Origin of the sequence: Bradyrhizobium sp. 160, from assembly GCF_023073735.1 — a bacterium.
Taxonomy (GTDB): Bacteria; Pseudomonadota; Alphaproteobacteria; order Rhizobiales; family Xanthobacteraceae; genus Bradyrhizobium.
The window spans coordinates 1-24,238 of record NZ_JADPKD010000046.1 but is presented as its reverse complement, the minus strand read 5'-3'; the positions used below and the strand labels follow the sequence as shown (position 1 = coordinate 24,238).

Annotated in this window: 26 protein-coding genes, 1 pseudogene and 1 riboswitch; of the genes and pseudogenes, 9 read left to right on the top strand and 18 right to left on the bottom strand. The window is 64.6% G+C overall.

Going from position 1 to position 24,238, the window contains the following annotated elements; all coding sequences use genetic code 11:
• Positions 1-210: 210 nt before the first annotated feature.
• Positions 211-606 carry a response regulator gene (locus IVA98_RS18075; RefSeq protein ID WP_008567674.1) on the top strand — a complete coding sequence of 132 codons (396 nt, stop codon included), beginning with the start codon at positions 211-213 and terminating at the stop codon, positions 604-606.
• A gap of 171 nt (positions 607-777) precedes the next feature.
• Here IVA98_RS18075 and IVA98_RS18070 read toward each other — a convergent pair whose 3' ends face one another.
• From IVA98_RS18070 to uvrC, 9 genes are all read right to left on the bottom strand, one after another.
• Positions 778-1,632, bottom strand: a complete 855-nt coding sequence (locus IVA98_RS18070; RefSeq protein ID WP_247299443.1) for a TIGR01459 family HAD-type hydrolase — start codon at positions 1,630-1,632, stop codon at positions 778-780.
• A 15-nt stretch (positions 1,633-1,647) separates the two neighbouring features.
• Complete coding sequence (locus tag IVA98_RS18065; protein ID WP_247299445.1) at positions 1,648-3,120, bottom strand: EAL domain-containing protein; 1,473 nt, start codon at positions 3,118-3,120, stop codon at positions 1,648-1,650.
• A 201-nt stretch (positions 3,121-3,321) separates the two neighbouring features.
• On the bottom strand, positions 3,322-4,452 hold the full coding sequence (locus tag IVA98_RS18060; protein ID WP_247299447.1) for a YihY/virulence factor BrkB family protein: 1,131 nt from the start codon (positions 4,450-4,452) through the stop codon (positions 3,322-3,324).
• Positions 4,453-5,040: a phage holin family protein gene (locus IVA98_RS18055; protein WP_247299449.1), complete on the bottom strand. Its 588-nt coding sequence runs from the start codon at positions 5,038-5,040 to the stop codon at positions 4,453-4,455.
• A 90-nt stretch (positions 5,041-5,130) separates the two neighbouring features.
• Positions 5,131-6,120 (bottom strand): 50S ribosomal protein L3 N(5)-glutamine methyltransferase, encoded by a 990-nt coding sequence (prmB, locus tag IVA98_RS18050; RefSeq protein ID WP_247299460.1) that lies wholly within the window; start codon positions 6,118-6,120, stop codon positions 5,131-5,133.
• Positions 6,120-6,587, bottom strand: coding sequence for a molybdenum cofactor biosynthesis protein MoaE (locus IVA98_RS18045; protein WP_247299461.1), 468 nt, complete (start codon positions 6,585-6,587; stop codon positions 6,120-6,122). Before IVA98_RS18045 ends, prmB begins: the two co-directional genes overlap by 1 nt.
• A gap of 87 nt (positions 6,588-6,674) precedes the next feature.
• Positions 6,675-6,926 (bottom strand): molybdopterin converting factor subunit 1, encoded by a 252-nt coding sequence (moaD, locus tag IVA98_RS18040; RefSeq protein WP_247299463.1) that lies wholly within the window; start codon positions 6,924-6,926, stop codon positions 6,675-6,677.
• Entirely contained in the window at positions 6,923-7,540 is a 618-nt protein-coding gene (pgsA, locus tag IVA98_RS18035; RefSeq protein WP_247277561.1) for a CDP-diacylglycerol--glycerol-3-phosphate 3-phosphatidyltransferase, read from the bottom strand. Before pgsA ends, moaD begins: the two co-directional genes overlap by 4 nt.
• Before the next feature lie 97 nt (positions 7,541-7,637).
• Positions 7,638-9,707 carry an excinuclease ABC subunit UvrC gene (gene uvrC, locus IVA98_RS18030; protein WP_247299465.1) on the bottom strand — a complete coding sequence of 690 codons (2,070 nt, stop codon included), beginning with the start codon at positions 9,705-9,707 and terminating at the stop codon, positions 7,638-7,640.
• A gap of 249 nt (positions 9,708-9,956) precedes the next feature.
• On the opposite strand from uvrC, the gene IVA98_RS18025 reads away from it, so the two are divergent.
• On the top strand, positions 9,957-10,580 hold the full coding sequence (locus IVA98_RS18025; protein WP_247299467.1) for an outer membrane protein: 624 nt from the start codon (positions 9,957-9,959) through the stop codon (positions 10,578-10,580).
• Positions 10,581-10,650: 70 nt separating this feature from the next.
• Here the strand turns inward: IVA98_RS18025 and IVA98_RS18020 are convergent, their stop codons facing one another.
• The 4 genes from IVA98_RS18020 to IVA98_RS18005 form a co-directional block, all read right to left on the bottom strand.
• Entirely contained in the window at positions 10,651-10,866 is a 216-nt protein-coding gene (locus IVA98_RS18020; RefSeq protein WP_008544396.1) for a cold-shock protein, read from the bottom strand.
• A gap of 251 nt (positions 10,867-11,117) precedes the next feature.
• Positions 11,118-11,978, bottom strand: coding sequence for a 23S rRNA (adenine(2030)-N(6))-methyltransferase RlmJ (locus IVA98_RS18015; protein ID WP_247299469.1), 861 nt, complete (start codon positions 11,976-11,978; stop codon positions 11,118-11,120).
• Between the two features lie 189 nt (positions 11,979-12,167).
• Positions 12,168-12,872 carry a ribonuclease T2 family protein gene (locus IVA98_RS18010; protein ID WP_247355292.1) on the bottom strand — a complete coding sequence of 235 codons (705 nt, stop codon included), beginning with the start codon at positions 12,870-12,872 and terminating at the stop codon, positions 12,168-12,170.
• Positions 12,873-12,989: 117 nt separating this feature from the next.
• Complete coding sequence (locus IVA98_RS18005; RefSeq protein ID WP_247299472.1) at positions 12,990-13,451, bottom strand: hypothetical protein; 462 nt, start codon at positions 13,449-13,451, stop codon at positions 12,990-12,992.
• 184 nt (positions 13,452-13,635) lie between these two features.
• On the opposite strand from IVA98_RS18005, the gene IVA98_RS18000 reads away from it, so the two are divergent.
• Positions 13,636-13,941, top strand: coding sequence for a hypothetical protein (locus IVA98_RS18000; protein ID WP_247299474.1), 306 nt, complete (start codon positions 13,636-13,638; stop codon positions 13,939-13,941).
• A 43-nt stretch (positions 13,942-13,984) separates the two neighbouring features.
• Complete coding sequence (locus IVA98_RS17995) at positions 13,985-14,518, top strand: DUF3617 domain-containing protein (protein ID WP_247355291.1); 534 nt, start codon at positions 13,985-13,987, stop codon at positions 14,516-14,518.
• Positions 14,519-14,582: 64 nt separating this feature from the next.
• Here the strand turns inward: IVA98_RS17995 and IVA98_RS17990 are convergent, their stop codons facing one another.
• The 3 genes from IVA98_RS17990 to IVA98_RS17980 are packed head-to-tail and all read right to left on the bottom strand — an operon-like array spanning position 14,583 to position 17,268.
• A complete protein-coding gene (locus tag IVA98_RS17990) occupies positions 14,583-15,971 on the bottom strand; it encodes an ATP-binding protein (RefSeq protein ID WP_247299478.1) in 1,389 nt (462 codons plus the stop codon).
• A gap of 26 nt (positions 15,972-15,997) precedes the next feature.
• A complete protein-coding gene (locus IVA98_RS17985; protein WP_247336884.1) occupies positions 15,998-16,729 on the bottom strand; it encodes a response regulator in 732 nt (243 codons plus the stop codon).
• Entirely contained in the window at positions 16,726-17,268 is a 543-nt protein-coding gene (locus IVA98_RS17980; protein WP_247355290.1) for a MarR family winged helix-turn-helix transcriptional regulator, read from the bottom strand. Before IVA98_RS17980 ends, IVA98_RS17985 begins: the two co-directional genes overlap by 4 nt.
• Before the next feature lie 340 nt (positions 17,269-17,608).
• Here IVA98_RS17980 and IVA98_RS17975 point away from each other — a divergent pair, with 340 nt between their 5' ends.
• The 4 genes and pseudogenes from IVA98_RS17975 to IVA98_RS17960 all read left to right on the top strand — a co-directional run bounded on the left by IVA98_RS17975 (position 17,609) and on the right by IVA98_RS17960 (position 21,103).
• Positions 17,609-18,691, top strand: a complete 1,083-nt coding sequence (locus IVA98_RS17975; RefSeq protein WP_247299484.1) for a branched-chain amino acid aminotransferase — start codon at positions 17,609-17,611, stop codon at positions 18,689-18,691.
• A gap of 92 nt (positions 18,692-18,783) precedes the next feature.
• Positions 18,784-20,298, top strand: coding sequence for a histidine--tRNA ligase (gene hisS, locus IVA98_RS17970; protein ID WP_247299486.1), 1,515 nt, complete (start codon positions 18,784-18,786; stop codon positions 20,296-20,298).
• A gap of 117 nt (positions 20,299-20,415) precedes the next feature.
• A pseudogene (locus IVA98_RS17965) lies at positions 20,416-20,622 on the top strand (tautomerase family protein); the annotation flags it as partial.
• 88 nt (positions 20,623-20,710) lie between these two features.
• Entirely contained in the window at positions 20,711-21,103 is a 393-nt protein-coding gene (locus tag IVA98_RS17960; protein WP_247299488.1) for a thioesterase family protein, read from the top strand.
• A 15-nt stretch (positions 21,104-21,118) separates the two neighbouring features.
• Here the strand turns inward: IVA98_RS17960 and proC are convergent, their stop codons facing one another.
• Together proC and IVA98_RS17950 are read right to left on the bottom strand one after the other, a co-directional pair.
• A complete protein-coding gene (gene proC, locus IVA98_RS17955) occupies positions 21,119-21,943 on the bottom strand; it encodes a pyrroline-5-carboxylate reductase (RefSeq protein WP_247299490.1) in 825 nt (274 codons plus the stop codon).
• A gap of 211 nt (positions 21,944-22,154) precedes the next feature.
• The gene (locus tag IVA98_RS17950) at positions 22,155-22,655 is read right to left on the bottom strand and encodes a type III secretion system chaperone family protein (RefSeq protein ID WP_247277547.1); all 501 of its coding nucleotides are present in this window, start codon (positions 22,653-22,655) and stop codon (positions 22,155-22,157) included.
• Positions 22,656-23,085: 430 nt separating this feature from the next.
• A riboswitch (FMN riboswitch) is annotated at positions 23,086-23,259 on the top strand.
• A gap of 77 nt (positions 23,260-23,336) precedes the next feature.
• On the opposite strand from IVA98_RS17950, the gene IVA98_RS17945 reads away from it, so the two are divergent.
• Positions 23,337-23,909 (top strand): 6,7-dimethyl-8-ribityllumazine synthase, encoded by a 573-nt coding sequence (locus IVA98_RS17945; protein ID WP_247299492.1) that lies wholly within the window; start codon positions 23,337-23,339, stop codon positions 23,907-23,909.
• Positions 23,910-24,238: the final 329 nt, after the last annotated feature.

The following is a 24,238-nucleotide window of genomic DNA, read 5'->3' as shown; positions in this document are numbered from 1 at the left end:
GGGCAGGACCGGGCCGGACCGTGGCTCGACCGACCTGACCAAGTCAAGCGGGCGGAGCGGGACATTGAACACGATTTCAGTCCACTGGTGGCATCCGCAGTTAACGGGCTGTTTAACGCCTTGATGCTACTCCTTGAGGCGTGGAACTGCCGGGCTTCGCCTTGGCAGGTCCGATCGTAATATTCCTGCGTTTGCGTTGGGGGAGTCGAGATGGCGGTTGATTTGTCGATGCCGGTTCTGGTGGTGGATGACTACAGCACCATGATCCGTATCATCAGGAATCTGCTGAAGCAGCTTGGCTTCGAGAATATCGATGATGCCAGCGACGGTTCGGCAGCGCTGAACAAGATGCGCGGCAAGAAGTACGGGCTCGTGATCTCCGACTGGAACATGGAGCCGATGACGGGCTACGACCTCCTGCGCGAAGTGCGCGCGGATCCGAACCTCGCCACCACGCCCTTCATCATGATCACGGCCGAGTCCAAGACCGAGAACGTGATCGCGGCCAAGAAGGCCGGCGTGAACAACTACATCGTCAAGCCGTTCAATGCGGCGACGCTGAAGACCAAGATCGAGGCGGTCTTCCCGGACATGGCAAGCGCGTAAGGCACTTTGGTGTCCCGGACAAGGCGCGGCACATGAGTGACGCGACGCTGAGCCGGGATCCAGTCTATCCACGACGTCACTTGCGGCTTCCGGGCCCCGGCTCTCAGCGCTTCGCCATAGCGCGTCGAACACGCGCGTAAACGCGCTTATGGCGACCCGGGCACGATATTTCTACCACTTCAATTCGCGCATCAGCGCCTTCGGCGGATGGCCGAACAATTCCATCACGGACGCCGGGTCGAGCTGGTCGAGGCCCTCGAACTCTTCGGCATGAATGCCGCGGGTGACGAACAGGCAGTCGATGCCGAACTCGCGCGCGCCGGTGAGATCGGTGCGGACGGAATCACCGATCGCCAGCACCTTCCGCCGGTCGATCGGGTGGCCCTGGCGTTCACCGGCGAGCGCCATCGCGCGCTCATAGATCGGCCGGTGCGGCTTGCCGTAGAAGATCACCTCGCCTCCGAGCTCACGATAGAGCTCGGCGATGGCGCCGGCGCAATAGATCAGCCGGTCGCCGCGTTCGACCACGATGTCAGGGTTGGCACACACCAGCGTCAGCTTGCGCTCGCGCGCCTTCAGCATCATTGCGCGATAGTCTTCCGCCGTCTCGGTCTCGTCGTCATAGAGACCGGTGCAGACGATGTAATCGGCTTGCTCCAGCGGCGCGGTCGTCGCATCGAGGCCCCGATAGATCGAGTTGTCGCGCTCGGGGCCGAGCCAGAACATCTTGCGGCCGGGATGCTCGGCGACATAGAGCCGCGTCAGGTCGCCTGACGAGACGATCGCGTCATAGGTCTCGTCCGCGACGCCGAGCTTGCGCAATTGCCGCTGCACGGAGTCGGCCGGGCGTGGTGCGTTGGTAATCAGGATCACCGTACCGCCGCGGCTGCGATAGGTATGCAGCGCCTCGCAGGCTTCGGGGAAGGATTCGAGACCGTTATGGACCACGCCCCAGATGTCGCTGAGTATGACGTCGACGTCACCCACGAGCTGGCGCAGGCTTTCGACAAAATGCAGCGTGGTCATGATGCGTGCGGCCGATCAGATGCGGCGCGCGAGCGCGGCGTTGCCGATGATACGCTGTGACGGAGGCGCGGAAGACGTCCCGCCTGAACTGGGTGTACCGGAGCCATTGGATCCCTGGATGTCCTGCGCCGGAGTCGGCGAGGCCCCGCCGGTAGCAGATGCCCCTTCAGGCCGCAATGGCCGGGGCGGTGCGAACAAAAAGCCCTGGCCGAACCGCACGTCATAATCGAGCAGGTCGACCACCGCGCGCTCGCCCTCGATCCGTTCGGCGATCAGGTCGATGCCGAAGCGGCCGAGCAGGTCGGAGAGGTCGGACGGGTGGATGTCCGAGGCCGAGGCCTGCTTCGGATCGAGCAGCAGCGTGGCCGGCACCTTGATGAAGCGCACGCCGCGGTCGGCGAGCTCGCGCGGCTCGATGCGCAAATCCGTGACATGGTCGATCGAGAAGCGGAAGCCGCGCTGGGCGAGCGCGGCGAGATTCTCGGTCTCGGCCGGACCGAGGTTACGGAAGGTCGACTGCTTGAACTCCAGCACCAGCGAGGGCGCCAGCGCCCGGTTGGCTTCAAGGAAGTCGAGACATTGCGCGAAGGTGGTGGAATTGCCGAGCGTGGAGGCCGCGACGTTGCAGAACACGCCGACATCCTTGTTGCGCACCATCAGGCGCCGCAGCACCTGCACACAGCGCAGCATCACCATGTTGTCGATGCGTCCGATGAGCCCGGAGGCCTCGGCGATGCTGATGAACTCCTCCGCGGCGATCAGCTGGTCACGCTCATCGCGCAAGCGCGTCACGGCCTCGTAGAACCGCACCTTGCGCTGCGGCAGCGTCACCATCGGCTGGAGGAAGATATCGATGCGGTTTTCGTCGATCGCGTTGCGCAGCGTCGCCAACAATTGGGTCTGGTTGCGGCCGTTGGCGACCTGCGTCGGGACCGTCTGTGAAGGCCGCGGCTGCGCTGCGGGAGGTGGCGGGGCTACGGGCAGCGGTGACGGGTCAGCCGGCCGCTCGTCGATCGTCGCGCTCAGGTCGAGCGGCGCGGGCTCCTGTTTCTCGACCGGGCTTGCGGCTGATACCGGAGCGCCGCCAGCTAGCAGGTCTTCATGGGCCGAGACGGTGGTGGCGAGCTGCCTGACCAGTCCGCCGAGTTCGTTGATCTCGCCGACCACCGACTGGATGCGCTCGGCGTTGGTCGAATTGGACGAGGCGATGCGTCCCTCGATTGCAGCTAACCGGCGGCCAAACTCGGCCACCTGGCGCGCGAGGTCGGCAGTGCCGCGCGAAAGGTCGGCGATCTGGCCGCCGACGTCGCTGCGGTCGCGCAGCCGCATCGACACCGCGTTGTAGAGGATCAGGAAGGTCAGCGCGGTCAGCGCCACGATCGCGGATTCGGTTCCGCTGATGCCGGCGACCGAATAGAGCACGAGCCCGAGCGAGGCCGCGACCAGAACCATGCAGATGGCGATGAAGATCGTCGAAATGCGAATCATGCCGCGCGTTAAGCCTCTAGAGAGCTGACTGTCTCACCGGGAAAACACGGGCCGCCGTCCGACGCCTCACGTCTCATGCTCCCCCGAGCCATGTGAGCTTAACATCATTGTTGATTCGAGGGGATAGCAGCGTGCGGGCCGAGGTTGGCGCGCAAGCTTTGCAACCGGCGCTCACGATCAAGGGCGGACCGAATTGCACCGTCAGGACGGCGCGGCCGCGCCGACCGTGTCGGCCGAGACGGCTTCGCGGCTGCCGAGCGGCTTCGGCCGCCCGGTGGTCGTATCGCGCAGGGTCTGCCGCTCGATCTCCGAGTTCAGCTCGGCTCCGAACATGATGACGATCGCCGACATCCACATCCACATCATGAGGCCGATCGCTGCCCCGAGCGAGCCGTAGGTCGCGTTGTAATTGGCGAATTCTGACAGATACCAGGACAGCAGCGCCGAGCCGGCGATCCAGAGGATGGCGGCCGTCACGGCGCCGAGGCTCAGCCATTGCCAGCGCGGCGCGTCGCGGCTGGGCGCGAAGCGATAGAGGATGGCGAGCGCCACGAGCAGGATGAGGAACAGGAGCGGCCATCGTGCCAGCGCCACGATTAGCTTGCTTCCGGGCGCCATGCCGAGATGATTGAGCGCGAGCGGGAAGGCGACGACGGCGCCCACCATCAGCAACAGCGCTACGATGCCGCCGACAGTGAAGGCCAGCGACACCATGTTGAGCTTGATGAAGCTGCGCTTCTCGCGCTCCTCATAGGCGACGTTGAGAGCGTCGAAGATCGCCTTGACGCCGGCATTGGCGCTCCAGATCGCAAGCAGAAGCCCGAGCAGGAAGGTGGCCCCGAGCGTGGTGTTGCCATGCGACACCACGCGCGCGACCTGGTCCTCGACGATCTGGAACGAGCCCTCGGGCAGCATGGTCGCAAGCGTCTGGAGATTGGCGCTGATTGTCGCGGGATCGGCGAACAGGCCGTAAGAGGAGACAAGTGCCGTGACAGCGGGAAAGATCGCGAGCAGGCCGAAAAAGACGACGCCGCCTGCGGTCGCCAGCAGGCGATCCTCATCGATGCGCTGATAGGTCCGCCAGAAGATGTCCTTCCAGCCCGCCCAGGGGATCGTGAACGGGCTCTTGGCATGACGGCCGCGGCCGGGCTCCACGGCCGCGCTCGCCGGATGCGTTTCCGGTGAATTCGCCTCGGCCTTGCGATGGTCTTGCGGAGGCCCCGACCTGGCCAGGCCGGAGTCCTGGAAGTAGCGCTCCGCGGTGAGCACGAACACTGCCGTGGCCGCCACCAGCAGCCAACTGTCCATTTGCTCGGAGCGCCGCATCAGCATTCACGCTTCCAATCCGTGCCTGTGACGCCGCCGGCGTGCAGCCGTCAACCCGACCAGGCCGACGGCCGCGAGCATCAGGCCAAGTTGCACGGGACGGTTGGCGCGGTTCGGCCAGGCTTTGCTGTCGCGACCGCGTTCACCGGGTGCAAGCGGCACGAGGGGGATCGTCGTTGCGACCTCCTTCACTGCCTGCTTGATCGTTCCGCGAGGAATCCGCGGGGTGGCGATCGCAACCCGCATCCGGCTGGCGAGCGGCACGACCGGCTTGTCCCGACGCTTCACTTGAGCCAGAGCCAACCCGGCGCAGGTTACGGCGAGCACCAGCAGCAGGGCTCCGACGGCGCCAAAGCCCCAGAATTGCCCGTAGGTGATCGCAACCCAGCGGTACAGCGCGACCAGGCCGACAAAGAGGGCCGCAATGACGAATAGCCCGGCCATCGCGAACAGGCCGGCTGCGACCGCGTAGGACGTCGCCCGTCCGGTGGCTTGGTTGGTGCGGTCGCGCAAATACGATTGTGCGGCGCGTTTGAGGTGGTTGAGTTTGAGCGCCATGCCGGCGCGCAGCAATTCGCCCGATGGCGCGAGCATGTGGACATCCTCCGAGAGCAAGACAATTCGTCGGGGGATGAACGTGGCGGAATTTGACTTGTTCCGAGAGAGCGTGCCCGGCGTAGCGGATCAGCCGAGATCGGCGGCTGCGATCCAGAACACCTCGCCCTCGGAGTCTTCGGTGTCCAGCCAGAGCAGCGGTAGTTCCGGAAAGGCCTTGTCGACCAGTTCGCGGCCGCGGCCGATCTCGCAGACCAGCCCGCCATCCGGCGTCAGGTGATCGGGCGCCTCGCGCAGGATACGGCGCACCACGTCGAGACCGTCGGCGCCGCCGTCGAAGGCGAGCTTCGGCTCGGCCCGGCACTCCGGCGGCAGCGCGGCCATGCCTTCCGCATCGACGTAGGGCGGATTGGTGATGATCAGGTCATAGCGTGCATCGCCGAGCGGGGCGAACAGGTCGCCGCGATACAGGCTGATCCGGTTCTCGAGCCCGTATTCGCCGACATTTCGCGTGGCGACCTCGAGCGCGCCCTTGGAGATATCGACCGCGTCGACGGTGGCGTTCGGAAAATGATGCGCGGCGAGGATGGCGAGGCAGCCCGATCCGGTGCAGAGATCGAGCACGCGCTCGACCGCCGTGGGATCGTCGATCAGCGATCCGGCAGTCCCGTCGCGGCCAAAATGCGAGTCCAGCAGCTCGCCGATGAAGGAGCGTGGAACGATGACGCGCTCGTCGACATAGAAGGGTAGCCCGCGCATGTAGATCTTGTTGACGAGATAGGCGGCCGGTTTGCGGGTGGTGACGCGCTGATGGATGAGATCGAGAACGGTCTTGCCCTCGGCCAGGGTGACGCGCGCGTTGGCGAAAAGCTCGAACTGTTCGGGATTGAGATGCAGCGCCTCGCTGACCAGGAAGGCCGCCTCGGCGACCGGATCGGTGGTGCCGTGGGCAAAGGCGAGCTCGGCTTCGACAAAGCGGCTCACCGCATAGCGGACCAAATCGAGCAGCGTGAGAAGCTCACCAGGAGCGACCTTAGCAAGGCCGATCTTAGCAAGGCCGATCTTACCAGGTCTTGGCGCGGCGCGGCCACGCGCGGTCTTTTTGGATGCTCTTGCCATCAGGACCGGGTCCAGCGTGCGGCGGCTTCGTCGTCGCGGGCCTCGGCCGCGACCCAGCCGGTGCCGGCTTCGCTCTCTTCCTTCTTCCAGAACGGCGCGCTGGTCTTGAGATAGTCCATCAGGAACTCGGCCGCCTGGAACGCGGCCTGGCGGTGCTGCGAGGCGGTCAGCACCAGCACGATGTTCTGGCCAGGCATGAAGCGGCCGACGCGGTGAATCACCGTGACGCCGTTCAGCGGCCAGCGCGAGGTCGCCTCGTCGACGTGACGCTTGATCTCTTCTTCGGCCATGCCCGGATAATGTTCGAGCGTAAGCGCAGCGACCTTCGCGCTGTCCTCGTCGGCGCGGCAGATCCCCGAGAAGCTCACGACCGCGCCGATGTCGGTGCGGCTCTTGGTCAGGATTTCGATCTCGCGCGCGAGGTCGAAATCGTCCTCCTGGATGCGGATGCTCACGGGGCAGCTCATGCTCGTCCCGATCCGACGGTGCCAGACCTCTCCCCGGCGGGGAGAGGTGAGGTGGCACCGTACGCTGGTCTGTTCGAGAACATTGGTCTAGCCGCCGGTCATCGGCGGGAAGAACGCGATCTCGCGGGCGCCCGCGATTGCGGTGTCCGGCTTGACGTGGGCGTGATCGATCGCGGCGCGGATCACCTTCGGCTTCTCGAAGGCGTAGGCATAGGCCTCGTTCTGGCCGGACAGCCAGGCGATCAGCTCCTCGACGGTGCGCACCGTTGCGGGCGGTTCGATGGTCTCCTCGGCCTTGCCGACGCGCTCGCGCACCCAGGCGAAATATTTCACCTTCATCCCTCGTCCTCCTTGATGAGGTGATGGATGCCGGCGCGGAAATAGTCGTAGCCGGTGTAGATGGTGAGGATCGCCGAAGCCCACAGCAGCGCCAGCCCGATCATCGAGACCACCGGCACCACCTCATCGCCGGCCGGGCCCGCGAGCAGGAAACCGATGGCGACGAGCTGGACCGTCGTCTTCCATTTAGCGAGCTTCGTTACGGGCACGCTGACGCGCAGCGCGGCGAGGTATTCGCGCAGGCCCGAGACCAGGATCTCGCGGCACAGGATCACGATGGCGGCCCATAGCGACCAGCCATGGATGATGCCATCGGCGGCCAGCATCAGCAGGCACGAGGCAACCAGCAGCTTGTCGGCGATCGGATCGAGCATCCGGCCGAACGCTGATTGCTGATTCCAGATTCGCGCATAATAGCCGTCGAGGTAATCGGTCACCCCGGCGCCGATGAAGATGGCCACCGCCACCCAGCGCAGCCATAGCGGCCCGTCCATGATCGACTGCGCGTAAATGCATCCGACCACGACCGGGATCGCGGCGATCCGGCCGTAGGTCAGGATGTTGGGAAGGGACATCGAGCGCCTGGTTGCCCCTCGTGTCGTCGCGATGTTCATCCGTCCTACCAATACCGCTGGTGCCTGAACGTCAACCGTCCCGCTCTCCAAATGAGGCGCGGACGCAACGATCATATGACCGCGGCCCCCCTTTAGTTCATCCCGGCTGGGGATGGAAATACTCGAAAATCCTGCGGGCGCTTTCGGCGCTCACGCCCGGAACCTTGCCGAGATCAGCGATCGAGGCCCGCTCGATCTCCTTCAGGGTTCCGAAATGATGCAGCAAGGCACGTTTACGTGACGGCCCGATGCCGGGGATCTCCTGCAAACCGGCCTCGCGGATGTCCTTCTTGCGCAGCTTGCGGTGCGAGCCGATGACGAAGCGGTGAGCCTCGTCGCGCAGGCGCTGGATGAAATAGAGCACGGGATCGCGCGGCTCCAGCTTGATCGCCTCGCGCTCGGGCATGAACAGGGTCTCGCGGCCGGCATCCCGGTCCGGTCCCTTGGCGACCGACATCAGCGACACCTGGGTCAAGCCGAGAGCTGCAAAGATCTCGCGGACGGCGTTGAGCTGGCCGCGGCCGCCGTCGATGATGACGAGGTCGGGCCATTGCGGGAAATCGTCGTCCTTCGCCTTGGCCACGCCTTCCTCGGGCGGATTGATCAGTCGCTTGAAGCGTCGCTCCAGCACCTCGCGCATCATGGCGTAGTCGTCGCCAGGCGTCAGCCCTTCCGACTTGATGTTGAACTTGCGGTACTGGTTCTTCACGAAGCCGTCCGGGCCGGCAACGATCATGGCGCCGACCGCATTGGTGCCTTGGATGTGGCTGTTGTCGTAGACCTCGATGCGCTTGGGCACGTGCGGCAGGCTCAGCGTCGCGGCCATGGCCTCGAGCAGGCGGCTCTGCGTCGCGGTGTCCGCGAGCTTGCGGCCGAGCGCCTCGCGCGCATTGGTCAGCGCGTGGGTGACGAGCTCCTTCTTCTCACCGCGTTTGGGCGCGGTGACCTCGACCTTGTGGCCGGCTTTGGTCGACAGCGCACTGGCGAGCAGCTCGCTCTCCTCGATCTCGTGCGAGAGCAGGATGTTCTTCGGCGGCGGCTTGTCGTCGTAGAACTGGGCGAGGAAGGAGCCGAGCACCTCTTCGGGGGTAAATGTCTTTTCCGCGCGCGGGAAATAAGCGCGGTTGCCCCAGTTCTGTCCGGTGCGGAAGAAGAACACCTCGACGCAGGAGAAGCCGCCCTCCTGGTGGATGGCGAACACGTCGGCTTCCTCGACCGTGCGCGGATTGATTCCCTGCTGCGACTGGATCGCCGACAGCGCGGCGAGGCGATCGCGATAGAGTGCGGCGCGTTCGAATTCGAGCTCGCCGGAGGCCTTCTCCATCTCGCCGGCGAGCTCCTGCTTCACCGCATGGCTCTTACCGGAGAGGAAGTCGGTCGCTTCGCGCACCAGGGTCGTATAGCCGGGAAAGTCGATCTCGCGGGTGCAGGGCCCGGCACAGCGGCGGATCTGGTAGAGCAGGCAGGGCCGGGTGCGGCTCTCGAAGAAGGAATCGGTGCAGGAGCGGATCAGGAATGCGCGCTGAAGGGCCGTGATGGTCCGGTTCACGGCGCCCGCCGAGGCGAACGGGCCGAAATAGCGCCCCGGCCGGGTCTGCGCGCCGCGGTGCTTCAGGATCTGCGGCGCCCAATGGTCGCCTGTGATCAGGATGTAGGGAAACGACTTGTCGTCGCGCAGCTGCACGTTGAAGCGCGGCCGCAGCTGCTTGATGAGGTTGGCTTCCAGCAGCAGCGCTTCCGTCTCGGTTGTGGTTGAGACGATCTCCACGGTCGCCGTGGCGGCGATCATGCGCAGGATGCGCGCCGGCTGGGGGGCACTCTGGCGCGCGTAGTTGGACAGGCGCTTTTTGACGTTCTTGGCCTTGCCGACATAGAGAACGTCCGCGTTCGCATTAAGCATGCGATAGACCCCGGGCGAGGTGGGGGCGAGCCGGACCGCGCGCTCGATCGCCTCATGACCGGTCGCCAGCGGGCCCTCGCCGACCGCGCCGCTCTCTTCCAGGATATCCGGCAGCCGCGCATCGTCCTCGTCGTCACCGCTCGCAGTCGCGGGATCGAGGTCCGGTGGCGCCATGTCCGTTTCCGGATGTTGGGCGTTCGGTGCGGTGACGCGCACGGGTTTGCGCGTACGTGCATCGTCCGGATTGTCGGGGGAATCGTGAACCATGGTGCGAATTTAGGGGCTGGGGGTGCCGATTTGAAGTTCCGGCCGTGGCGCACGCACAGGATGGCGGGCGCAGTTCCCGGTAACGCTTGGTTAAGCCTGTTAATAGCGCGGTAACCCGGCTTAACAGCCCTTTAACTTAAAGCTCTCGATAAACCTTACGCGAAAAAGTGGTGGTTCCGTAACCATGCGGTCTGGCTTTGCGCGGCGGCGCAGGCATCGCGGGGGCGGTAGTTTGCGTTGGAGTGTGTGATGAAGGGGCTCGTTGTGGGCGCAGCCGCGTTGGTTGCTGCCGGATGGACAGCTTCGGCAGGGGCCGCCGATCTCAGTTACGGGCAGCGTGCGCCCTATACGGTCAATCAGCCGCTCAATGCGTACAGCTGGGCCGGTCCTTATCTAGGCGGCAACGTCGGCTATGAATGGGGTTCGGTCGACAACAATCCCTCAAAGCCTTCCGGCTTCGTCGGCGGCGTGCAGGCCGGCTATAATTTCCAGAACGGCCCTTGGGTGTTTGGCGTCGAGGGCGACATTCAGGCCGCCGGTGCCGACGATACCTTCGCGCCGTGGAAGTTCTCCAATCCGTGGTTCGGCACCCTGCGCGGCCGCGCCGGCTATGCCTTCAGCAATGTGCTGTTCTACGGCACCGCTGGCCTCGCTTTCGGCGAACTGCGGGCGCAGACCTTCGGCTGGACAGAATCGCACACCACCGCTGGCTGGACCGTCGGTGCCGGCGCGGAAGTCGGCCTTGCGCCGAACTGGACCGCCAAGCTCGAATATCTCTACATCGATCTGTCGACGAGTCAGTTCGCAATTACGGGCGTGTCAAACGGCTATAGCGCCAGCGTTGTCCGCGCAGGCGTGAACTATCACTTCTGATAGCTGAAGAAGAAAAGACCGGACCAACCTCCCGGCCGCTAGCGGCCGGGATTTTTTTAAGCCAGGCTCGCTAGGAGAGGATGACCAAATTGACCGCCTTCGGTCCCTTCCCCTTCTTGTCCGGTTCGACTTCGAAAGTAATACGCTGTCCTTCGGCAAGGTCCTTCAGTCCCGCCCGCTCTACGGCGGTGATGTGAACGAAGACGTCGCGGCCGCCGTCGTCCGGCTTGATGAAGCCGTAGCCGCGCTCGCCGTTGAAGAACTTGACCGTTCCCGTCATGGCCATCGGGAAACTCCCCCTCATTGCTCCTCCGCCGCGGCGCAGACTCGCGTCACGACATGACCGGACCTTACGAAGCCCGGGAGCTGGCCATCCTTGGGCGGACCTCATAGGTCCGGCCGGATCTTTCTTGGGCCTTCACTCCGCCGCAACCATTCGCGGAAGCGGAACGTAAAGCCAGTCACGGAAACAGCATAATACGGTTCGTCGCAGATTGACTACCGTTCCTGCATATTTTTCCCAAGAATGCCGGAGTGTTACGGCCTCGGCACCTCCAATCGGAATCTGGCAGCGCCGCCCTGGCCGAGCGGCATTTCGAGCTCGGGCAGGATGGTCTTGAGCTCACCGTGCAGCGTGTAGGGCGGGTTGACGATGAGGAGACCCGTGGAGGTGAGGGCCGCGCCATCGAGCTGCGGCGCCACACTGAATTCGAGGCGCAGGCATTTTCCGGGCGGCTTTGCTGCGGCTGCGAGCCGGGCCACCGTTTGCGCCAGCGTGTCGGTGGCGCGCCGGTTCTTGGCCGGATACCAGATGACGTAGATACCGGTCGGCCATTTCGCGAACGCCGCTGAGAAGGCCTCGCCAAGCCGCTCGAACTCGTCCTTGGCCTCGAACGGCGGGTCGATCAGCACGAGGCCGCGCCGCTCCTTCGGCGGCACGAAGGCGGGCAGTGCCATCCAGCCGTCGAGATCGACCACGCGAGCCTGCTCGTCGCGGCGCAGCACGTCGATCAGCGCTTTCCGCGCCTTCGGCTCGAGCTCGCAGGCGACGAGGCGGTCCTGCGGCCTGAGCAGGCCGCGCGCGATCAGTGGCGAGCCGGGATAGGCTTTGAGCTCGCCCTTCGGATTGAAGGCGCGGACGATGTCAAGATAGGGCTTGGTCAGCGCCGCGGTCTCGTTCGACAGGCGCGCCTGCATCAGCCGCGCGATGCCGGTCAGCCACTCGCCGCCACGGCGCGCCTCGTTGCTGTCGAGGTCGTAGAGGCCGGCGCCGGCATGGGTGTCGATGACGCGGAACGCCGCCGGCTTGTCCTGCAAATAAGTGAGGATGCGCGCCAGCACGATGTGCTTGATGACGTCGGCGAAGCTGCCGGCATGGAAGGCGTGACGGTAGTTCATGACGGAGAGTTACGACATCGCGAGGCGAAAGTAACGGCCGTCATTTCGGGGCGGTGCGCCAGCACCGAACCCGGAATCCATTTCTTTGAGAACGCGGACAGATGCATTCCGGGCTCGCGCTTCCGCCTTCGCTCTTCGGGCTGCGGCGGACAAGCCGCGCGCCCCGGAATGACGATCCGAGGGCTCGCTCTACCCACCCCTGATCGGCGGCATCGTCACCTGCTCGCGGCGGCAGGTGCGGCGCTCGAGCTCGTCGCAGGCGCGGAATTGCAGGTCCTTGCTGAGGCAGATGCGGACCTCGGACAGCCGTGTCCGGTTGCAGGTGACCGAGATGGCGGCATTGCTGAGGCCGGGATTGGCCTTGATAAAAGCGTCCTCGACCTCCGCCGGCGCCACGGTCTTGGCCTGCGACAGATCGAGATATTCGGCCGGGATCTTGATCGCGGCGCGCGCTTTGCGGATCGTTTCGAAATAGCTGCGGCTCTCGAGCCCGGAGCAGGTGCCGTGCTTGTCCCATTCGTTGAAGATCAGGCCCGGCGCCGGCATCAAGTCGAGCATCGAGGAAACGATGCCGCGGTTCAGCCGCGGTGCCGGCCGCTGGCAATATTCGGGGAAGCCGTTTTCATATTGCGGCCACAGGCCATGCACCACGAAGGCGTAGGGCCGCCCGCTGCACTGCATCTGTGAACGGCCGCTGCGCTCGGCCGCTTCCTCGCAGAAGGAGGGCGACCATGACAGCGACAGCACATAGAAATCGAACTCGCCCGGCGCGTTTTGCCGCTTGTCCGGGGCCTTTGCGCCACCGGCGAACGAAGCCAAGCCTGCGGCAAGGATCAGGGGAAGGGTCAGCGAGATCACCAGGCGGGAGAACGAATGCAATCTGGAATGAAACATGGCGACGCCCCTCAACTAGACTGTGCAATGAAGCCTAGCAGGCGATAAGAACATTTCAAGAACAAAATTCGGGCCACCGCCGTTCGGTCGCCGGATCGGCCCGAAGGGCCCTTGAAATCAGGGCTTGGCGGCGCGGCAGGCCGGATTGTAGGCCCAGTTACGGTCGACTCCGACGACGCACCATTCGACACCATTGCCGTAGCCGGCAAAGCCGCCATCCTCGATAATCGAGAAATGCACCTTGCGCACCTTGCCGTCATTGAGCATGGCGTCGCCGGTGCAATAGCGGCGCGGAATGTTGTCGGACTGCCAGGGCCGGAAGGCGGTCTCGCGAACGGCGGAGAAGCCGGTGATCTTCAACGAGGAATTCCAGAACGAGCTTTCCTTCTCCCAGAACTGGGTGGCGATCGTCGGCAGCGCCTTGTCGCAATCGGCGACGGCGCCGTCGTAACGTGGCCCACTCAGCCAGAAATTCGTCTCGAGCGGATTGGCGGCCCTGGCCTCACCGAGCGGCAGCGCCCCGAACGTGAGGCCGAGCACGGCGGCAAAGCGGAGCGATTTCAGGGAGGGGGCGCGCATGGGCAATCCGGACTGCTGGGTCTTGCGAAGATGGGACCGTGCCGCGAAGGCTCGGCGGGGTCAAGTGCAGCGCGGCAACACTTCGCCAGGAGTTGACCACAACGTCGCGCTCGGCATGGCTTCCGTTCTTTCCACTTCCATCGCAGCACCGTAAACTGGCGGCCAGCCAATTGGAGTGACGGGAATGCGAATCATTGCGGCCGCGGGTCTTCTCGCCAGCCTGGTTGTCTCGGGTATGATGGCGAGCCAGTCGGCGCGCGCCGATATCCTTCCAGTGCCGCCGTTCAAGGGCAACGACACCGGCGGCATCATCGCCTATTCGATGGCGACCCAGGTCGATGCCCGGCAGGTCGCGGTCGATCACTGCGCGCGCTACGGCAAGGTCGCCAAATTTCTCGCGGTGCAGGCCTACGAGGGCGGCTACATCTCGTTCTCCTGCCGCTGGGTGCCCTATGGCGCCGCCGACCAGCCGATCCGAACGCTGTACTGAACCGCGGTCGTAACGCCGCAATCTCTCAGCCGGGAGCTCCCAGATGACGCGCAAACTCGCTTTGCTCGGCTCGGCCGCCTGTCTCGTGTTGTCGGCAGGCAGCGCCAGCGCCGACGATCTGCCGCTGCGCAAGGCCGGCCTTTGGGAAATGAAGCTGGTCACGACCGGCTCGCCCGTGCCCGAGATGACCATGCAGCACTGCACCGACGAGACCGTCGACAAGGAGATGAGCAACAACGTCTCCCCGATGGCCAAGCAGATCTGCGCCAAGCAGGAGATCAAGAAGACCGCGACCGGCTATGTCAGCGATTCCGAGTGCAACGTCGCCGGCGTCAGCACGACCTCGCATGCCGAGATATCAGGCGATTTCAACTCGGCCTCCTATACGGTGAAGACCTCCTCGCATGCGCAAGGCGGCGTCGCCGGCACGGCAGGGCGCGATAGCACCATGACGCTCGAAGCGAAATGGCTCGGGGCCTGCAAGCCGGACCAGAAGCCCGGCGACATCGTGATGCCAGGCGGCTTCAAGATGAACGTGCGCGACGTGGATAAGCTGAAGGCACTGCTGCCGAAGTAGCGAGATCGTAGCCGGAAAACCGGTGTGCTCCCTCGCCCCGTTCTTACGGGAGAGGCAAGAGCAGTTACACCGGTATTCTCACGCTCGCCCTCAATCCTCCCATCGGGCTGTCGCCGAGCGTGATGTCGCCGCCGTGCGAGCGGGCGATGTCGCGGGCGATCGCGAGACCAAGGCCCGTGCCGCCTTCGTCCTGGTTGCGGGCGTTGTCCAGCCGCAGGAACGGCTTGAACACCTCTTCGCGCAAATGCGCGGGAATGCCCGGCCCGTCGTCGTCGATCGTGACCGTGAGATAGCGGTGATCGCGCTGGCCGGTGATGGCGATGGCCTTGCCGTAGCGCGCGGCGTTGGTGACGAGGTTGGCAAGGCAGCGCTTGAACGAGGCCGGCTTCACCGTCACCACTGGCAGGCCGTGGAACGCCACGGTCGCGGTGTGGCCGTGCCGTTCGGCGTCGCTGCGCAGCTCTTCCAGGGCCTGGGCCATATCGGTCGGCTGCGATTGCTCGCCGGAATCGCCGCGGGCAAAGGCAAGGTAATCCTCCAGCATCATCGACATCTCGTCGACGTCCTTGCGCATGCCCTCGAGCTCCGGACTATCGCCGATCAGCGCCAGCTCGAGCTTGAAGCGGGTCAGGATGGTGCGCAGGTCATGGCTGACGCCAGCCAGCATTGCGGTGCGCTGCTCCATCGTGCGCTCGATGCGCGATTTCATCTCGAGGAAGGCGACGGAGGCGCGCCGCACCTCGCGCGCGCCTCTGGGGCGGAAATTCGGCGCCTCGCGGCCTTTGCCGAAGCTCTCGGCGGCATCGGCGAGCCGCAGGATCGGCTTGATCTGGTTGCGCAGGAACAGCACCGCGACGATCAGCAGGATCGAGGACGTGCCGACCATCCAGAACAGGAAGATTTCCGAGTTCGAGGCATAGGCGGCGCTGCGCTGGGCAAACACGCGCATCACGGCATCGTCGAGCTGGATGCGGATCTCGACGAGATTGGAGCGGCCGACCGTGTCGATCCAGAACGAACGCCCGATCTGGCGGCCGAGCTGCACCGACAGGGTCTGGTCGAGTAGCGAGAAGAACGGCTTCGGTCCTGGCGGCGGCATGTCCCCGGCGGGCAGGAAATCGACGACGAGGCCGAGCCGCTGCTGGGCGATGCGGCGGATCTGGTCGCGGTCCTTGTCCTGCGGATAGCCCTTGTAGACGTCGATCAGCGCGGCGATGTCCTGCACCACCGCCGCGGACAGGCGGCGAGTCACCGTGTTCCAGTGCCGCTCCATGAACACGAAGGCGACGACCGATTGCAGGATCACCATCGGCACGATCATGATCAGCAGCGCGCGCGCATAGAGGCCGGTCGGCATCCAGCCCTTGAATGCGTTGCCCATCCAGCCATTGGCGGCGGAGACGCGGTCGGCGGCGCTCTTCAGAAGCGTCAGGCCCGTATCGATCGTGCTCATCGGTGGCGCTTCACTGCTCTATGGCTTTAAGGCAAGGCCACCAGCCGGTAGCCGATGCCGCGCACCGCCTGGAGGAACAGCGGATTGGCGGGATCGGTCTCGATCTTGCGCCTGAGGCGGTTGATCTGAACGTCCACGGCGCGCTCGTTGACGCTGCCGTTGCCGGTCAGCGCGCTGCGCGGCACGGTTTCGCCCGGCGTCTCCGAGAGGATGCGCAGCATCTCGCGCTCACGGTCAGTGAGGTGAATGACCTCATCGCCCTGGCGCAGCTCGCCGCGATCGAGATGGTAGACGTAGGGTCCGAAAGCGATCTTCTCCACGGTCGCGGCCTGCGGCGGCGGCGCGGCGCGCTTCAGGATGTTGTTGATGCGCAGCGCGAGCTCGCGCGGCTCGAACGGTTTTGCGACATAGTCGTCGGCGCCGATCTGCAGGCCCTCGATGCGCGCTTCTGCCTCGTGCCGTGCCGTCAGCATCACGATCGGCACCGAGGACGAGGTGCGGATGAAACGGGCAAGGTCGAAGCCGGTCTCGCCGGGCATCATGACGTCGAGGATCAAGAGATCGAAATGCAAGCCCATGAGCTTGGCGCGCGCATCGCTGGCGCTGGCGGCGGTCGAGACGCGGTAGCCTTCGCTGGCGAGAAAGCGCGACAGCAGATCGCGGATGCGGCGGTCGTCATCGACCAGCAGCAGATGCGGGGCATCGTCGGCGGGTTGCACCGGCGGGCGGGCGAGCGTGGCAGCGAGCGGCACGGTCACTCCTTGGCGTCGTGGTTGACGGAAGCGAAGATCGTCTCGAGCACCTTGTCCGGATCGTCGCGATCAATCATCGCGCGCAGGAAGCGCTTGATGGTCTCGGCATCCTGCGGACCCATTTCGGCAAGCGCCTTGTTGATCCGCGTGGTCTGCAGCCCGGCAAGCTTCTGCACCAGCGCTTCGCCCTTCGGCGTCGCATAGAGCAGGCGCTGGCGACGGTCATTGTCGCCGGTCTTCTGCACGATATAGCCCTCGTCGAGAAGCTGCTTGAGCACGCGGCCAAGCGATTGCTTTGTGATGCGCAGGACGTCGAGGAGGTCGGCGACCTTGAGGCCGGGGTAGCGATAGACGAAGTGCATGACCCGGTGATGGGCACGGCCGAAGCCGAAGGCCTCCAGCTCCTGGTCGGGATCGCCGACGAAATCGCGATAGGCGAAGAACAGCAGCTCGATGATATCCCAGCGCAAATTGTTTCCATCGCCTGCGGCCGGCCGAGGCTCGGCGGCGTCTTGAGACGGACTCGCGAAATTTATGTCAGGCATATTGACGTATCTTAGGTTCAATGTTACAAAACGATTGGCCCGCACGAAATTTTAGATCGTATCGCGACGGGCGGCGTCGAAGCGGGGACGGCGGAAACAGCCGGACAGGCGACGACGGCCGGAGCAGATCTACCGTGCGATTGTCGAGCGGCATTTCGACAAAACATACTGGACTTCCGCCTTCCGCAAAAGCATGTCCTCGGCGACATGCTGGCCACGGGAAACCGGCCGTAACAAGGCTGGCGCCGGTCCAGCCAGACACCTAATGAAGCCAGCCGGCCCCGAACAGGGGCGGGCCGGTGCCAGAACAGCGCCGATACCGGCAGCGGGAGCCAAGGACATGAGCATGACATTCGACATCCAGCCCGCATCCAATCCGACTCCTGAGAAGGACCGCGTCGCCAAGCTGGTGGACCCAGGGTTCGGGCGAGTCTTCACCGATCACATGGCGATCGTCCGCTACAATCAGGCCAAGGGCGGCTGGTACGAGGCCAAAATCGAGGCGCGCGCCAACTTCCAGCTCGATCCGGCCGGCGCGGTCCTCCATTACGCTCAGGAAATTTTCGAGGGCCTCAAGGCCTACAAGCGCGACGACGGCGGCGTGAACCTGTTTCGCCCGGATGCCAATGCGCGGCGATTCAAGGACTCGGCCGACCGCATGGCGATGGCGCAATTGCCCGAGGATGTCTTCATCGAGGCGGTCGAGCAGGTCGTGCGCATCGACCGCGCCTGGATGCCGGGCGGCGAGGGCAGTCTTTACCTACGGCCCTTCATGATCGCGAGCGAGACCTTCCTCGGCGTCAAGCCGTCATCCGAATACATCTTCGCGGTCATCGCCTCGCCGGTCGGCTCCTATTTCAAGGGCGGCCCTGCACCGGTGTCGATCTGGGTGTCCGAGAACTACACGCGCGCTGCGATCGGCGGCACCGGCGCCGTCAAATGCGGCGGCAATTATGCCGCAAGCCTGCGCGCCCAGGCGGAAGCGATCCAGCATGGCTGCGATCAGGTCGTGTTCCTCGATGCGCTCGAGCGCCGTTACATCGAGGAGCTCGGGGGCATGAATGTCTTCTTCGTGTTCGACGACGGCTCGTTGTCGACGCCGCCGCTCGGCACCATCCTGCCGGGCATCACACGCGACTCCATCATCACGCTCGCCCGCGATGCCGGAAAGACGGTGCGCGAGGAGCCCTACCCGCTCGACCAGTGGCGCAAGGACGCCGCCAGCGGCAGGCTGAAAGAAGCCTTCGCCTGCGGCACTGCCGCCGTGATCTCGCCGATCGGCAAGGTGCGCTCGGTGAGCGGCGATTTCGACATCAGTGGCGGCGCGGCCGGCCCGGTCGCCATGGGCCTGCGCAAGCAGCTCGTCGACATCCAGTACGGCCGCACCAACGATCCGCACAACTGGATCCGCAAGGTGTTTTGAAGCTTTTATCTTCTCCCCTTGTGGGAGATCTCCCGCGAGAGGAGAGGGCAAGAACGGTTGCCGCCTTGCGCGTCGGCTGGTAAACGCCGCGCATGGCCGAGAAACCCAAAAAACCCCAGAAATTGAAGGCGCGCCTGCCGCGCGGGCTCGAGGATCGCAATCCCGCCGCGATACGCGCGACGCGCGAGATGGTCGAGAAGATCCGCGCTGTTTACGAGCTCTATGGCTTCGAGCCGGTGGAGACGCCGGCGATGGAATTCACCGATGCGCTCGGCAAATTCCTGCCCGACCAGGACCGTCCGAACGAGGGCGTGTTCTCGTTCCAGGACGACGACGAGCAATGGATCAGCCTACGTTACGATCTGACCGCGCCGCTCGCCCGCTACGTCGCTGAAAACTTCGACACGCTGCCAAAGCCCTATCGCAGCTACCGCGCCGGTTACGTGTTCCGCAACGAGAAGCCCGGTCCCGGCCGCTTCCGCCAGTTCATGCAGTTTGACGCGGATACGGTGGGCTCGGCGACACCGGCGGCGGATGCCGAGATCTGCATGATGGCCGCGGACACGATGGAGGCGCTCGGGATTGCACGCGGCTCCTATGTCGTGAAGGTGAACAACCGAAAAGTGCTCGACGGTGTTCTGGAAGCCATCGGGCTCGGCGGCGACGACAACGCGGCACGCAGGCTGACCGTGCTCCGCGCGATCGACAAGCTCGACAAGTTTTCCGCCGACGAAGTGCGCAAATTGCTCGGTCCCGGACGATGGGACGGTGGCGAAGAAGGCAAGGGCGACTTCACGAAAGGCGCCAATCTAAGTGCGGCGGAGGCTGACGTTGTTCTCGCCATCACCAAGCAGCGCGATGATTGGAAAGAAGCCATCGCCGCCGCAGAAACCTACCTCGCCAAGAGCGAAGTCGGTCAGGCCGGCGTGAGCGAGCTGGAAGAAATTGCCAAGCTGGTCACGGCCTCGGGTTACGGCATGGATCGCATTCGCATCGATCCCTCCGTCGTGCGCGGCCTCGAATATTACACCGGCCCTGTCTACGAGGTCGAACTCCTGCTCGACACCAAGGACGAGAAGGGTCGCCCGGTGCGCTTCGGCTCTGTCGGCGGCGGCGGACGTTATGACGGACTCGTTTCGCGCTTCCGCGGCGAGCCGGTGCCGGCGACCGGTTTCTCCATCGGCGTGTCTCGCTTGCAGTCCGCACTGACGCTGCTCGGCAAGCTCGACACGCGGCCGGAATTCGGGCCGGTCGTCGTCACCGTATTCGACCGCGACCGCGTCGCCGACTATCAGAAGATGGTCGCTTCCTTGCGCACCGCCGGCATCCGCGCCGAGCTCTATCTCGGCAATCCCAAGAACATGGGCAATCAGCTCAAATATGCCGATCGCCGCAACGCGCCCTGCGTCGTCATCCAGGGCTCCGACGAGAAGGCGCGCGGCGAGGTTCAGATCAAGGATCTGATCGAGGGTGCCAAGGCCGCCGCTGCGATCGCCTCCAACCAGGAATGGCGCGAGAGTCGACCGGCGCAATTCTCGTGCAGCGAGGCCGATCTCGTCGCCAAGGTGCGCGAGGTCTTGGCGCGCCATGACGTGAGCTGGGGCTAGCCATTCGCTCCATTCGTCATGCGCGGGCTTGACCCGCGCATCCATCTTCCAAATGATGGGATTGCCGGATCGAGCCCGGCAATGACGAATAGATGATCAACGACGAGCAGGGAGCAGACGATGCCTGAGATCACAATCAGCATGGCCGAAGGCCGCACCGACGAGCAGAAGGCCGGCATGATGCGCGACATCACCCAGGCGCTCGTGAAGAATCTCGGCGTCGACGCCGATGCCGTCGTCATCCAGATCAACGAGGCCCCGCTGCGCCACAAGATGAAGGGCGGCAAGACCTTTGTTGAGCGCGCGGCGGCTGCGAAGAAGTGACGCGTTAGTTCATTCCGGGGCAGCCCGTCAGGGCGTAATCTCTGGCTTTTCGCGTTCGCGCTTTGCGCCTGGAATGACGAGAAAGAACATGGACGCACGCGACTTCATCACAATCGGCATGAGCGCAGAGCGCACGCTGGTGGTGCCGGTGGAGCGCACGGTCGGGCATTTCGTGCCCGGCATGCCGTTTGTTTATGCGACGCCGATGATGATCCTCGAGATGGAGATGACCGCAAGCGATGCGATCCGCTCCGCGCTTCAGCCCGGCTGGGTCACTGTCGGCACCGAGGTTGACATCCGCCATCTCGCGGCAGCTCGCGTCGGTGCGACGGTGCGGACCACAGCGAAAGTTGTCGCGGTCGAGCGCCGCGTCATTCGTTTCGAGGTCGAGGCGTTCGAGGGCGCCCGCAAACTCGGCGAGGGCCGCCACGGGCGCGGTCTCGTCAATGTTGAGATGTTCAACAAGCGACTAGGAGCGTAGCTGCGAGGCCGTTAGCTACTTCGCCAATTCCTTCGACCGCTTCGTCGCGGCCGCTATTGCGCGGATCATCAACTCGCGCAGGCCGGGCTCGCCCATCAGCACGTCGAGGGCGGCAGCGGTGGTGCCACCGGGAGAGGTGACGTTCTGGCGCAGCGTGCTTGAAGCAAGCTCGGACTGGTGCAGCAGCTCGCCGGAGCCGGCGACGGTCTCGCGCGCAAGCTTTGTCGCCAACGCCTCGGGCAAGCCCGCTTCCACACCGGCGCGCGCGAGCTCTTCGGCGAGCAGGAAGACATAGGCTGGCCCTGAGCCGGAGACTGCGGTGACCGCGTCCATGAGGCCTTCATCCTCGACCCATTCCACCGAGCCGGTGGCGCGCAGCAGCGCATCGGCCACCGCGCGCTGAGCCGAGCTGACATGTTGTGCGGCGACGGCGACGGTGATGCCGCGGCCGATTGCGGCCGGCGTGTTCGGCATCGCGCGCACCACGGCGCGGCCGCAGACCTCTTCAAGCGAGGCGATCGTGATGCCTGCCATGATCGAGACCACCGACGTCTTGTCCGAAACGAATGGTTTCAGCTTGGCGCCGGCCTCGCGGAACATCTGAGGCTTCACCGCGACGACCAGCGTCTCGACCGTGCCCGCCGCTTTCAGGTCAGGATTGAGCGCAACGCCCTTGGCGGCAAGCGCGGTGATCTCGGGCGAGAGGTGCGGATCGATCACCGCAACGCGGCGCGGATCGAGCCCGCCCGCGAGCCATCCGCTCAGCATCGCGCTGCCCATCTTGCCGGCGCCGGCAAGGAGGATGGTGCCGGTGATGTTTTGGAGGGTGTTGTTCGCCATCGCTGCTGCCAAATCCGTCGTCCTGGCCAAAGCCAGGACCCATTTCCCCAGGTGGTTCTAGTGGATGGAGGGCAGAGCAACAAGCATCGCAAGATACGGAGAGCCCTCGCGGCATGGATCCTGGATCTGGGCCACGATAGCGCTTCGCGCCGTCATCGCTTGTCCAGGACGACGAAGGATGGGCGATGCCCTCCTCACGCGCTGGGGCGCCTTACGCCTCGCCCACCGTGTCGAACATCGCCGCGTCCATGGCTTGCGCGGTGGTCTTGCCGGCCCACACCACGAACTGGAACGCCGGGAAGTAGCGCTCGCAGGCGTGGATGGCGCCCGCGAGCATGGCTTCGCATTGCGCGGTGGAGGCGGTGAGGCCGCCCGGCAGCACCAGCGCCTGGCGGTGCATGATCATGCCGGTGTTGGTCCACAGGTCGAAATGGCCGACCCACAATTGCTCGTTGACCGCGGCGACGAGCCGCTGCACCTCGCCCCGGCGCTGCAGCGGGATCTTCATGTCGAAGGCGCAGGCCAGATGCAGCGCCTCGATCTCGCCCATCCAGGTGAAGGAGAGCTGGTAATCGGTCCATTGTCCCTTCGAGACAATCGTGAGTTCGTCTTCGCCGGAGCGTTCGAACGGCCAGTTGTTGCTGGCAGCGATATCCTCGACCACCGCGAGCGGATGGCTCTTGGAATCGATAGTGCCTTCGAGCAGGGACATGCCGTCTCGACCTCTTGCCTTCTTGTTGTTTTGATACGCACGCGGTTGGCCCGGCGCGCGCTCCCTAAACGTCGCTACGGCGATCCCTAGGGTCGCTCTTGCGATCCCCTCGGATCAGCGCGGGCCTGTCGCGGATCAAGTGATGTGATTTGCGGAATCTGCGCAACCGCGTCCCGAGTCCGTCCACAAGCCAGGACTCGTTCGTCCACAGCTCATCTCCGCCACAATTGTTAACGGGGAGAGACAAAACCGGACGAGGGAGAACAAACCGGAATCGGATTCGGGCGGCCGACGCCAATTGCTAATTCCGTCCCGCGAGGCCGCTCCCACCGCGACGGCATGGGACCATGCGCTTTGCCCATGCGGAACGCGCTTGCCGCAACGGCTCGCCGGCGGCATATTTCCTGGTAGGCCGTTCATCCCGAACGGCCGATGTTCTCAGGGCGGGGTGAAAGTCCCCACCGGCGGTAAGGGCCGAAAGGCCCAAGCCCGCGAGCGCCTTCCTCAGGTTCTTTCCTGAAAAGGATTTTGCCGAAGGGAAGGGTCAGCAGATTCGGTGCAACTCCGAAGCCGACGGTCAAAGTCCGGATGAAAGAGAACGGTCGGTGGCAGGCGCATCGCAAGATGCGGCTGTTTGTCGTTCCGTGTGCCCTGATTCTGGTCCTTAAACCGAGGAAAGCCATGAATCAGATGTTGCAAGATCCCCAAGTCCAAACCTCCAAAGTCGAAACTGAAGTCGCCGAACCGCCGGTTCCGCAAGGACCCGCGCCCGAATACCCGCGCTTCGCAAAGCCGCAGCGGGTGGCCTTCGTGCAGGCCTGCTGGCACCGCGACGTGGTCGAGGAGGCCCGCCTCGCCTTCCTGAAGGAGGCAGAAGCGCGGCACCTCACCCATGTCGACGTGTTCGAGGTGCCTGGCTCGTTCGAGATCCCGCTGCATGCGCAGGTCCTCGCCAAGACGCGCCGCTACACCGCGATCGTCGCGGCCGGACTCGTCGTCGATGGCGGCATCTACCGCCATGAATTCGTCGCCGACACCGTGATCAAGGCGCTAATGGACGTGCAACTCCGCACCGAGGTGCCGGTGTTCTCGGCTGTGCTGACGCCGCAGCAATTCCACGAGACCGAGGTGCACTACGACTTCTTCCGCAAGCATTTTGCGATCAAGGGCGCGGAGGTCGCGGCCGCCTGTGCGGAGACATTGCTCGGCCTGGAACGTCTGCGCGGCCAGGTCGCGGCGGGGATCGTGGGGTAGGCAGACCGCCGTAGGGTGGGCAAAGCGCAAGCGTGCCCACCAGCTTCATCGAAAGAGAAAGGTGGGCACGGCGTTGCGCCTTTGCCCACCCTTGTATTAGCCTGATCGGTTATGTTGAGCCGTTCCGTGAGGAATGGCCCAGCCCGGGTGGCCGCCGAGCTGGGTCGCCGTTCGATCGGATCGGTGCCCACCGAAGCCTTGAGGGCTGTCTGGCATAGCGAGATCGCGACCGGCACTTCATCGGGACCCGAATGGTTGAACGAACTTTAGGTTCGCATAACAAGGGAGGGATCGACGAAGATGGCCAAGCATAGCACGATCTGTGCCGG

Bases quoted from the DNA above. Each gene is read 5' to 3' on its own strand.
- IVA98_RS17995 (WP_247355291.1), top strand. From the start codon at position 13,985: ATGACGCGCAAACTCGCTTTGCTCGGCTCGGCCGCCTGTCTCGTGTTG.
- IVA98_RS18060 (WP_247299447.1), bottom strand. From the start codon at position 4,452: ATGCTGATGCGGCGCTCCGAGCAAATGGACAGTTGGCTGCTGGTGGCG.
- IVA98_RS17950 (WP_247277547.1), bottom strand. From the start codon at position 22,655: ATGTCCCTGCTCGAAGGCACTATCGATTCCAAGAGCCATCCGCTCGCG.
- IVA98_RS18045 (WP_247299461.1), bottom strand. From the start codon at position 6,587: ATGAGCTGCCCCGTGAGCATCCGCATCCAGGAGGACGATTTCGACCTC.
- uvrC (WP_247299465.1), bottom strand. From the start codon at position 9,707: ATGGTTCACGATTCCCCCGACAATCCGGACGATGCACGTACGCGCAAA.
- IVA98_RS17960 (WP_247299488.1), top strand. From the start codon at position 20,711: ATGGACGCACGCGACTTCATCACAATCGGCATGAGCGCAGAGCGCACG.
- IVA98_RS17945 (WP_247299492.1), top strand. From the start codon at position 23,337: ATGAATCAGATGTTGCAAGATCCCCAAGTCCAAACCTCCAAAGTCGAA.
- IVA98_RS17975 (WP_247299484.1), top strand. From the start codon at position 17,609: ATGAGCATGACATTCGACATCCAGCCCGCATCCAATCCGACTCCTGAG.
- IVA98_RS18020 (WP_008544396.1), bottom strand. From the start codon at position 10,866: ATGGCCATGACGGGAACGGTCAAGTTCTTCAACGGCGAGCGCGGCTAC.
- IVA98_RS18005 (WP_247299472.1), bottom strand. From the start codon at position 13,451: ATGCGCGCCCCCTCCCTGAAATCGCTCCGCTTTGCCGCCGTGCTCGGC.
- IVA98_RS18065 (WP_247299445.1), bottom strand. From the start codon at position 3,120: ATGATTCGCATTTCGACGATCTTCATCGCCATCTGCATGGTTCTGGTC.
- IVA98_RS18075 (WP_008567674.1), top strand. From the start codon at position 211: ATGGCGGTTGATTTGTCGATGCCGGTTCTGGTGGTGGATGACTACAGC.
- IVA98_RS17980 (WP_247355290.1), bottom strand. From the start codon at position 17,268: ATGCCTGACATAAATTTCGCGAGTCCGTCTCAAGACGCCGCCGAGCCT.
- pgsA (WP_247277561.1), bottom strand. From the start codon at position 7,540: ATGAACATCGCGACGACACGAGGGGCAACCAGGCGCTCGATGTCCCTT.
- hisS (WP_247299486.1), top strand. From the start codon at position 18,784: ATGGCCGAGAAACCCAAAAAACCCCAGAAATTGAAGGCGCGCCTGCCG.
- IVA98_RS17990 (WP_247299478.1), bottom strand. From the start codon at position 15,971: ATGAGCACGATCGATACGGGCCTGACGCTTCTGAAGAGCGCCGCCGAC.
- IVA98_RS18010 (WP_247355292.1), bottom strand. From the start codon at position 12,872: ATGTTTCATTCCAGATTGCATTCGTTCTCCCGCCTGGTGATCTCGCTG.
- IVA98_RS18000 (WP_247299474.1), top strand. From the start codon at position 13,636: ATGCGAATCATTGCGGCCGCGGGTCTTCTCGCCAGCCTGGTTGTCTCG.
- moaD (WP_247299463.1), bottom strand. From the start codon at position 6,926: ATGAAGGTGAAATATTTCGCCTGGGTGCGCGAGCGCGTCGGCAAGGCC.
- IVA98_RS18070 (WP_247299443.1), bottom strand. From the start codon at position 1,632: ATGACCACGCTGCATTTTGTCGAAAGCCTGCGCCAGCTCGTGGGTGAC.
- IVA98_RS18025 (WP_247299467.1), top strand. From the start codon at position 9,957: ATGAAGGGGCTCGTTGTGGGCGCAGCCGCGTTGGTTGCTGCCGGATGG.
- IVA98_RS18055 (WP_247299449.1), bottom strand. From the start codon at position 5,040: ATGCTCGCGCCATCGGGCGAATTGCTGCGCGCCGGCATGGCGCTCAAA.
- IVA98_RS18015 (WP_247299469.1), bottom strand. From the start codon at position 11,978: ATGAACTACCGTCACGCCTTCCATGCCGGCAGCTTCGCCGACGTCATC.
- proC (WP_247299490.1), bottom strand. From the start codon at position 21,943: ATGGCGAACAACACCCTCCAAAACATCACCGGCACCATCCTCCTTGCC.
- prmB (WP_247299460.1), bottom strand. From the start codon at position 6,120: ATGGCAAGAGCATCCAAAAAGACCGCGCGTGGCCGCGCCGCGCCAAGA.